General features: G+C 63.5%; 8 protein-coding genes. 1 reads left to right on the top strand and 7 read right to left on the bottom strand.

Going from position 1 to position 6,468, the window contains the following annotated elements:
- Nucleotides 1-35: 35 nt before the first annotated feature.
- From AADV58_RS18615 to AADV58_RS18585, 7 genes are all read right to left on the bottom strand, one after another.
- Nucleotides 36-593, bottom strand: a complete 558-nt coding sequence (locus tag AADV58_RS18615) for a recombinase family protein (RefSeq protein ID WP_003100847.1) — start codon at nucleotides 591-593, stop codon at nucleotides 36-38.
- Nucleotides 587-958, bottom strand: a complete 372-nt coding sequence (locus AADV58_RS18610) for a hypothetical protein (protein ID WP_003100853.1) — start codon at nucleotides 956-958, stop codon at nucleotides 587-589. Before AADV58_RS18610 ends, AADV58_RS18615 begins: the two co-directional genes overlap by 7 nt.
- Nucleotides 955-1,455 carry a transposase gene (locus AADV58_RS18605; RefSeq protein ID WP_341744721.1) on the bottom strand — a complete coding sequence of 167 codons (501 nt, stop codon included), beginning with the start codon at nucleotides 1,453-1,455 and terminating at the stop codon, nucleotides 955-957. The genes AADV58_RS18610 and AADV58_RS18605 overlap by 4 nt, the downstream gene beginning before the upstream one ends.
- Nucleotides 1,452-1,778 (bottom strand): hypothetical protein, encoded by a 327-nt coding sequence (locus tag AADV58_RS18600; RefSeq protein WP_003100858.1) that lies wholly within the window; start codon nucleotides 1,776-1,778, stop codon nucleotides 1,452-1,454. The genes AADV58_RS18605 and AADV58_RS18600 overlap by 4 nt, the downstream gene beginning before the upstream one ends.
- A 254-nt stretch (nucleotides 1,779-2,032) precedes the next feature.
- Nucleotides 2,033-2,389, bottom strand: a complete 357-nt coding sequence (locus AADV58_RS18595; protein WP_003465043.1) for a cupin domain-containing protein — start codon at nucleotides 2,387-2,389, stop codon at nucleotides 2,033-2,035.
- On the bottom strand, nucleotides 2,379-2,780 hold the full coding sequence (locus AADV58_RS18590; protein ID WP_001293886.1) for a HepT-like ribonuclease domain-containing protein: 402 nt from the start codon (nucleotides 2,778-2,780) through the stop codon (nucleotides 2,379-2,381). The genes AADV58_RS18595 and AADV58_RS18590 overlap by 11 nt, the downstream gene beginning before the upstream one ends.
- Entirely contained in the window at nucleotides 2,777-3,067 is a 291-nt protein-coding gene (locus AADV58_RS18585; protein ID WP_001247892.1) for a nucleotidyltransferase family protein, read from the bottom strand. Before AADV58_RS18585 ends, AADV58_RS18590 begins: the two co-directional genes overlap by 4 nt.
- A gap of 158 nt (nucleotides 3,068-3,225) precedes the next feature.
- Between AADV58_RS18585 and AADV58_RS18580 the strand changes: the two genes are divergently transcribed.
- Nucleotides 3,226-6,192: a Tn3-like element ISPa38 family transposase gene (locus tag AADV58_RS18580; protein ID WP_003100881.1), complete on the top strand. Its 2,967-nt coding sequence runs from the start codon at nucleotides 3,226-3,228 to the stop codon at nucleotides 6,190-6,192.
- Nucleotides 6,193-6,468: the final 276 nt, after the last annotated feature.

The raw sequence follows: 6,468 nt of genomic DNA, 5'->3' as shown, positions 1-6,468 counted from the left end.
TAGGGGTCGTCTCAGAAAACGGAAAATAAAGCACGCTAAGCGTGCGTGGAGGCTGGCACCCAGCGGTACAGCGTCGGAATGGACACGCCGAGGTTCTTGGCCACGTCCTTGGGCGGCACCCCGCTGGCCAGCAGCTTCTTGGCCGACTCGATCTTGCTGTCGGTCATCTTCGGCTTGCGGCCGCCTTTGCGGCCGAGCTGCTTGGCGACTTCCAGCCCGGCGCGGGTGCGCTCGACGGTCAGCTCGCGCTCCATTTCGGCAAGGCTCGCCATGACGTGGAAGAAGAACCGCCCGGATGGTGTGCCGGTGTCGATGGAGTCGGTGAGGCTCCTGAACTGGACACCGTGCTTGTGCAGATCGCCGACCAGATCGACCAGTTGCTTGACCGACCGGCCCAGCCGGTCGAGCTTCCAGACGACCAAAGTATCGCCTTCGCGCAGCATTTCGAGCGTCTTGGCCAAGCCAGGCCGGTCTGCCCGCGTGCCACTCACCTTGTCCTCGAAGACCTTTTTACATCCGGCCTTGCTCAAGGCTTCGCGTTGCAGCTCCAGGTTCTGATCCTGCGTCGAGACGCGCGCATAGCCAATCAACATGGCTTGTCTCGCGCCCGGTCGATGCGTTCCTGCATCGCCTGCATCACTTCTTCGTGGGTGTACGATCTGGCGTTGGCGTCGGTGGCTTGCCGCAGGGCTTCCTCAACCTCGCGCGTCATCCGCTCGTAATCCTCCGGCCACAGCGCTTGCTCCATGCGCAGCGACGCCTGACCCAGCAGGTGCAGCAGGCTGAACAGCCGCATGTCGTTGGTGGCGACGATGCGCTCCCGAATCTGCTCCTGAATAGCTTCGCTAGCCCGATGCGCTTGTGGTGTGGCAGTCCCCTCGTAGTCAGCGGGGAATTCCGCTTCCTCGGCAATCCTTGCCCAGGCGCTGGCCAGCGCCTCGATGGTTGACGTGCTCATTTCCGCCGCTCCTGTGCTCTTTGGCGAATCAACCGGCCAAGGGGCCTCGACGCGAAAACCAGCAGCATCACGCCTATCGGATACCAGGTCGAGAAGACCACCAAGGCATCGAAGGCTGGCCGTCCGGTGTTGGTAGGCAGTACGGCGGTCACAGCCATCAACCCGCCGACCGTCCAGATGATGCGCCACACGTAGGGCATCACGCGGGGCACGTAGCCGTCATCGAAAGCGGTCTGGTAGTAGCGGCGCAGGCCGCGCTCGGCAAGCGCCTGGCGCTGCCGATCCGACAGCGCATCCGTCCGGCCATACCAGCGCCGGAATGGTGGACAGCGCAGCAGCAAAGGGGTGAAGAGGATCATCACCGCCACGATCGCGACACCCCACGCCATGACGGCGCCGGCATCGGGCCGCTTGGCGTTCTCGATCACGGGCGCGAAGACGCCCGGAGCACCGATCATCCAGAACAGCGCAATGTGCTGATGGAAGGAGAGCTTCATTTGCTCATCCACTTGCGCAGCAGGCGCTTTTTCAGGGAGGCGCGTTCTTGCGGGTTGCGTCCCTTGTGATTGGCGATGCGATCCGCCGTGGCGGCCTGGCGCTTGACGGGCCAGTAGGAGCGGCCATCCTTGCCCATCGACCAGACGCTGCTGGCCTGGTTTTCCAGCAGGGGCAGATGGGCGCTCAGGGCTTCGGGCGACGCGCTGGTCAGCGCCGTGCGCTCACGGGTGCGCCAGCGCTGATGCCAGAGCTTCTTGTCCTCGCGCTCGCTGCCGCAGGTCGTGTGCCCGACGATGGGTGTTTTGCGGCGGCTGCGGCTCATAACGTAGTGGTCTCCAAGAACATTCAGGACTGATCCCAGGCGTCGATGGTCAAGACCTGATCGGCAGGACAGGCGGCTACGCGGTCGGGAACTGGATGGTGTTCAGTCTCATGCCGACCCCATTCGATTGATCGCGTCGCTTGCGGCACGCTGCGACGCAAGGAGGTTTGCGACCTGGTTTAGCAGCCGTGTCCGCTGCATGTCTGTTACCTATCTCCCCGACCGCTCATTGGACCAACTCCAGAGATTGGGCTCTATCGCTCAGCCAATACGAAACCGGCATTGGCTGATGCCACAACCGAGACGAACACAAATGGCTCGGTACCTGTATTTCGCGCCCCGTGCACTTGGCCCGGTCTTGCCACGGCTATCTCACCTTCCCTGAGGGCACGAACAATCCCATTGCCCTGAAAGTAATCAGCCATTCCCGACAAAACAGTCCACGTGTCTTGGCCGTGAGGATGAATGTGAGCCGCAATTTCCTGCCCGGGATGGACATGCCAAACCACGATAATTGAGTCTCGGGTTTCAAGCACAACGGAACGAATAGGCTCGCCTTCGGACGGCTGAACATACTCGGCTACAGAAAATATTCTCGATTCAACAGTCATCGGAGATCCCTCTTTCACAGTTGTCGTTACGGTCTTCATCGTCGGCATCCTGACGCACGGCGGGCAATTGCTGGAGCAACGCCGGCAGCCATTCCTGTACCGTCTCCCACACCACATCGAGGTTGATGTCGAAATAGCCGTGAGCCATGCGATTACGCATATTGCGCATGCTGCGCCACGGCACGTCGGCATGCGCCTGGGTGAACTCGACGTAGCCATCCATCACCTTTGTGGCCGCCTCGCCGATGACGATCAGGCTCATGATGACGGCCTGCTGGGTGCGCTTGTCGGCCAAGAAGTCGTCCTTGGCCATCCCTTCCACGAAGCTGCGCGCATCGGTTGCGGCCTGCTGAATGTGGTCGAGGTAATCGGGCAGGCGGTTCTCGCTCATATCGGTTGCGCCTCCGCGAGCACCTTGGCCCGGAACTTCGGCGGCAGGTCGCCGGGAGTCAGCAGATCGACGTCAACGCCGAGCAGCGATTTCAGTTCTTCTTCCAAATCGCCCAAGTCCAACAACGTGGCACCGGGCAGCGCATCGACCAACAGGTCGAGGTCGCTGCCATCCCGGTCGGTGCCATGCAGCACCGAGCCGAAGACGCGCGGGTTCGCGGCGCGAAAGCGGCCTACCGCTTCACGCACTGCGCTTCGCTTCATGTCAAGCACAACAGACGGTCGCATGCGCATCCTTTCTTATCGAAACTCGTTGAGATGATATGCAATCAAGAATAGAATTTCAAGAACTATTTTCGAGAATCGCAATGCCTTGATTCCCGTGCCGCGCCGGTTGCCTTGGCGGGCTTGTCACAAACCTACGTTTTCAAGAAGAAGGAAACCGCATGCCCCGCCGTTCGATCCTCTCCGCCGCCGAGCGCGAAAGCCTGCTGGCGTTGCCGGACACCAAGGATGAGTTGATCCGTCACTACACGTTCAGCGAAAGCGACCTCTCCATCATCCGGCAGCGGCGCGGCCCGGCCAATCGGCTGGGCTTCGCGGTGCAGCTCTGCTACCTGCGCTTTCCCGGCGTCATCCTTGGCGCTGATGAGCCACCGTTCCCGCCATTGCTGAGACTGGTCGCCAACCAGCTCAAGGTCGGCATCGAAAGCTGGGACGAGTACGGGCAGCGTGAGCAGACCCGACGCGAGCACCTGGTCGAGCTGCAAACGGTGTTCGGCTTCCAGCCGTTCACGATTGGCCACTACCGGCAGGCTGTCCAGTTGCTGACCGAGCTGGCCATGCAAACCGACAAGGGCATCGTGCTGGCCAGAGCCTTGATCGAGCACCTGCGGCGGCAGTCGGTCATTGTGCCCGCCCTCAACGCCGTCGAGCGGGCGAGCGCCGAAGCGATTACCCGCGCCAACCGGCGTCTCTACGACGCCTTGGCTGAGCCGCTGACGGACGTGCATCGCCGTCGCCTCGACGATCTGCTCAAGCGCCGCGACAACGGCAAGACGACGTGGCTGGCCTGGCTGCGGCAATCCCCGGTCAAACCGAACTCGCGGCACATGCTGGAACACATCGAACGCCTCAAGGCGTGGCAGGCGCTCGACCTGCCCTCCGGCATCGAGCGGCTGGTTCACCAGAACCGGCTGCTCAAGATCGCCCGCGAGGGCGGCCAGATGACGCCCGCCGACCTGGCGAAGTTCGAGCCGCAGCGGCGTTACGCGACCCTGGTGGCGCTCGCCATCGAGGGCATGGCCACCGTCACCGACGAAATCATCGACCTGCATGACCGCATCCTGGGCAAGCTGTTCAATGCCGCCAAGAACAAGCATCAGCAGCAGTTCCAGGCATCCGGCAAGGCGATCAATGCCAAGGTGCGGCTGTTCGGGCGCATCGGCCAGGCGCTGATCGAGGCCAAGCAAGCGGGCCGCGATCCGTTCGCCGCCATCGAGGCCGTCATGTCCTGGGATGCTTTCGCCGAGAGCGTCACCGAAGCGCAGCGGCTCGCGCAACCCGAGGACTTCGATTTCCTGCACCGCATCGGCGAGAGCTACGCCACGCTGCGCCGCTACGCGCCGGAATTTCTCGACGTGCTCAAGTTGCGGGCCGCGCCCGCCGCCAAGGACGTACTCGACGCCATCGAGGTGCTGCGCAGCATGAACAGCGACAACGCCCGCAAGGTGCCCACCGACGCGCCGACCGAGTTCATCAAGCCGCGCTGGCAGAAGCTGGTGATGACCGACACCGGCATCGACCGGCGCTACTACGAACTGTGCGCGCTGTCGGAGCTGAAGAACGCGCTGCGCTCCGGCGACATCTGGGTGCAAGGCTCGCGCCAGTTCAAGGACTTCGAGGACTACCTGGTGCCGCCCGCGAAATTCGCCAGCCTCAAGCAGGCCAGCGAATTGCCGCTGGCCGTGGCCACCGATTGCGACCAGTACCTGCATGACCGGCTGACGCTGCTGGAAACGCAGCTCGCCACCGTCAACCGCATGGCGCTGGCCAACGAGCTGCCGGACGCCATCATCACGGAGTCGGGCCTGAAGATCACGCCGCTCGATGCGGCGGTGCCCGATACCGCACAGGCCCTGATCGACCAGACGGCGATGATCCTACCGCACGTCAAGATCACCGAATTGCTGCTGGAGGTAGACGAATGGACGGGCTTCACCCGGCACTTCGCCCACCTGAAGTCAGGCGACCTGGCCAAGGACAAAAACCTGTTGCTGACCACGATCCTCGCCGACGCGATCAACCTGGGCCTGACCAAGATGGCGGAATCGTGCCCCGGCACGACCTACGCCAAGCTGGCCTGGCTGCAAGCCTGGCACATCCGCGACGAAACCTACGGGGCGGCACTGGCCGAGCTGGTCAACGCGCAGTTCCGACATCCCTTCGCCGAGCATTGGGGCGACGGCACCACGTCATCGTCGGACGGCCAGAACTTCCGCACCGGCAGCAAGGCCGAGAGCACCGGCCACATCAATCCGAAATACGGCAGCAGCCCAGGGCGGACGTTCTACACCCATATCTCCGACCAGTACGCGCCGTTCCACACCAAGGTCGTGAACGTCGGCGTGCGCGACTCGACCTACGTGCTCGACGGCCTGCTGTATCACGAATCCGACCTGCGGATCGAGGAGCACTACACCGACACGGCAGGGTTCACGGACCACGTCTTCGCGTTGATGCACCTGCTGGGCTTCCGCTTCGCCCCGCGCATTCGTGACCTGGGCGACACCAAGCTCTACATCCCGAAGGGCGATGCCACCTACGAGGCGTTGAAACCGATGATCGGCGGCACGCTCAACATCAAGCACGTCCGCGCCCATTGGGATGAAATCCTGCGGATGGCCACCTCGATCAAGCAGGGCACGGCGACGGCCTCGCTGATGCTCAGGAAGCTTGGCAGCTACCCGCGCCAGAACGGCCTGGCCGTCGCCCTGCGTGAGCTGGGACGCATCGAGCGCACACTGTTCATCCTGGACTGGCTGCAAAGCGTCGAGCTGCGCCGCCGCGTGCATGCCGGGCTGAACAAAGGCGAGGCGCGCAACGCGCTGGCCCGCGCCGTGTTCTTCAACCGCCTGGGGGAAATCCGCGACCGCAGCTTCGAGCAGCAGCGCTACCGGGCCAGCGGCCTCAACCTGGTGACGGCGGCCATCGTGCTATGGAACACGGTCTATCTGGAGCGGGCCGCGAACGCCTTGCGTGGCCACGGTCAAGCCGTCGATGACGGCCTGTTGCAGTACCTGTCGCCGCTCGGCTGGGAGCACATCAACCTGACCGGCGATTACCTCTGGCGCAGCAGCGCCAAGATCGGCGCGGGCAAGTTCAGGCCGCTACGGCCGCTGCAACCGGCTTAGCGTGCTTTATTTTCCGTTTTCTGAGACGACCCCTACTACGCGCCGGGCCTGGGTCAGCCCGGCCGGGAGCGCGGCGGGATCGAAATTTGGCCCTGTGCGGGCCGTGGTGGCGTTTTCCGGGGTCGGTAGCACCTTGCCCTACCCTTGCCCGGTTCCGGGCCTCCTGGGCGCTCCTGCGCGGCTTGGCCGTGGTTCCGGGCCTGCCTCGTCTGGAATGACGATGCTGGCCAGCTCGGCCGCTTGGCTGCTGGCCCTTCTCTTGGCGTTCAACCTGCG

Source organism: Azonexus hydrophilus (assembly GCF_038368255.1).
Taxonomy (GTDB): Bacteria; Pseudomonadota; Gammaproteobacteria; order Burkholderiales; family Rhodocyclaceae; genus Azonexus; species Azonexus hydrophilus.
This window is presented reverse-complemented; position numbering and strand designations above follow the sequence as displayed.

Excerpts from the sequence above, each read along its gene's own strand:
- AADV58_RS18615 (WP_003100847.1), bottom strand. The coding sequence starts at position 593 with ATGTTGATTGGCTATGCGCGCGTCTCGACGCAGGATCAGAACCTGGAG.
- AADV58_RS18610 (WP_003100853.1), bottom strand. The coding sequence starts at position 958 with ATGAGCACGTCAACCATCGAGGCGCTGGCCAGCGCCTGGGCAAGGATT.
- AADV58_RS18605 (WP_341744721.1), bottom strand. The coding sequence starts at position 1,455 with ATGAAGCTCTCCTTCCATCAGCACATTGCGCTGTTCTGGATGATCGGT.
- AADV58_RS18600 (WP_003100858.1), bottom strand. The coding sequence starts at position 1,778 with ATGAGCCGCAGCCGCCGCAAAACACCCATCGTCGGGCACACGACCTGC.
- AADV58_RS18595 (WP_003465043.1), bottom strand. The coding sequence starts at position 2,389 with ATGACTGTTGAATCGAGAATATTTTCTGTAGCCGAGTATGTTCAGCCG.
- AADV58_RS18590 (WP_001293886.1), bottom strand. The coding sequence starts at position 2,780 with ATGAGCGAGAACCGCCTGCCCGATTACCTCGACCACATTCAGCAGGCC.
- AADV58_RS18585 (WP_001247892.1), bottom strand. The coding sequence starts at position 3,067 with ATGCGACCGTCTGTTGTGCTTGACATGAAGCGAAGCGCAGTGCGTGAA.
- AADV58_RS18580 (WP_003100881.1), top strand. The coding sequence starts at position 3,226 with ATGCCCCGCCGTTCGATCCTCTCCGCCGCCGAGCGCGAAAGCCTGCTG.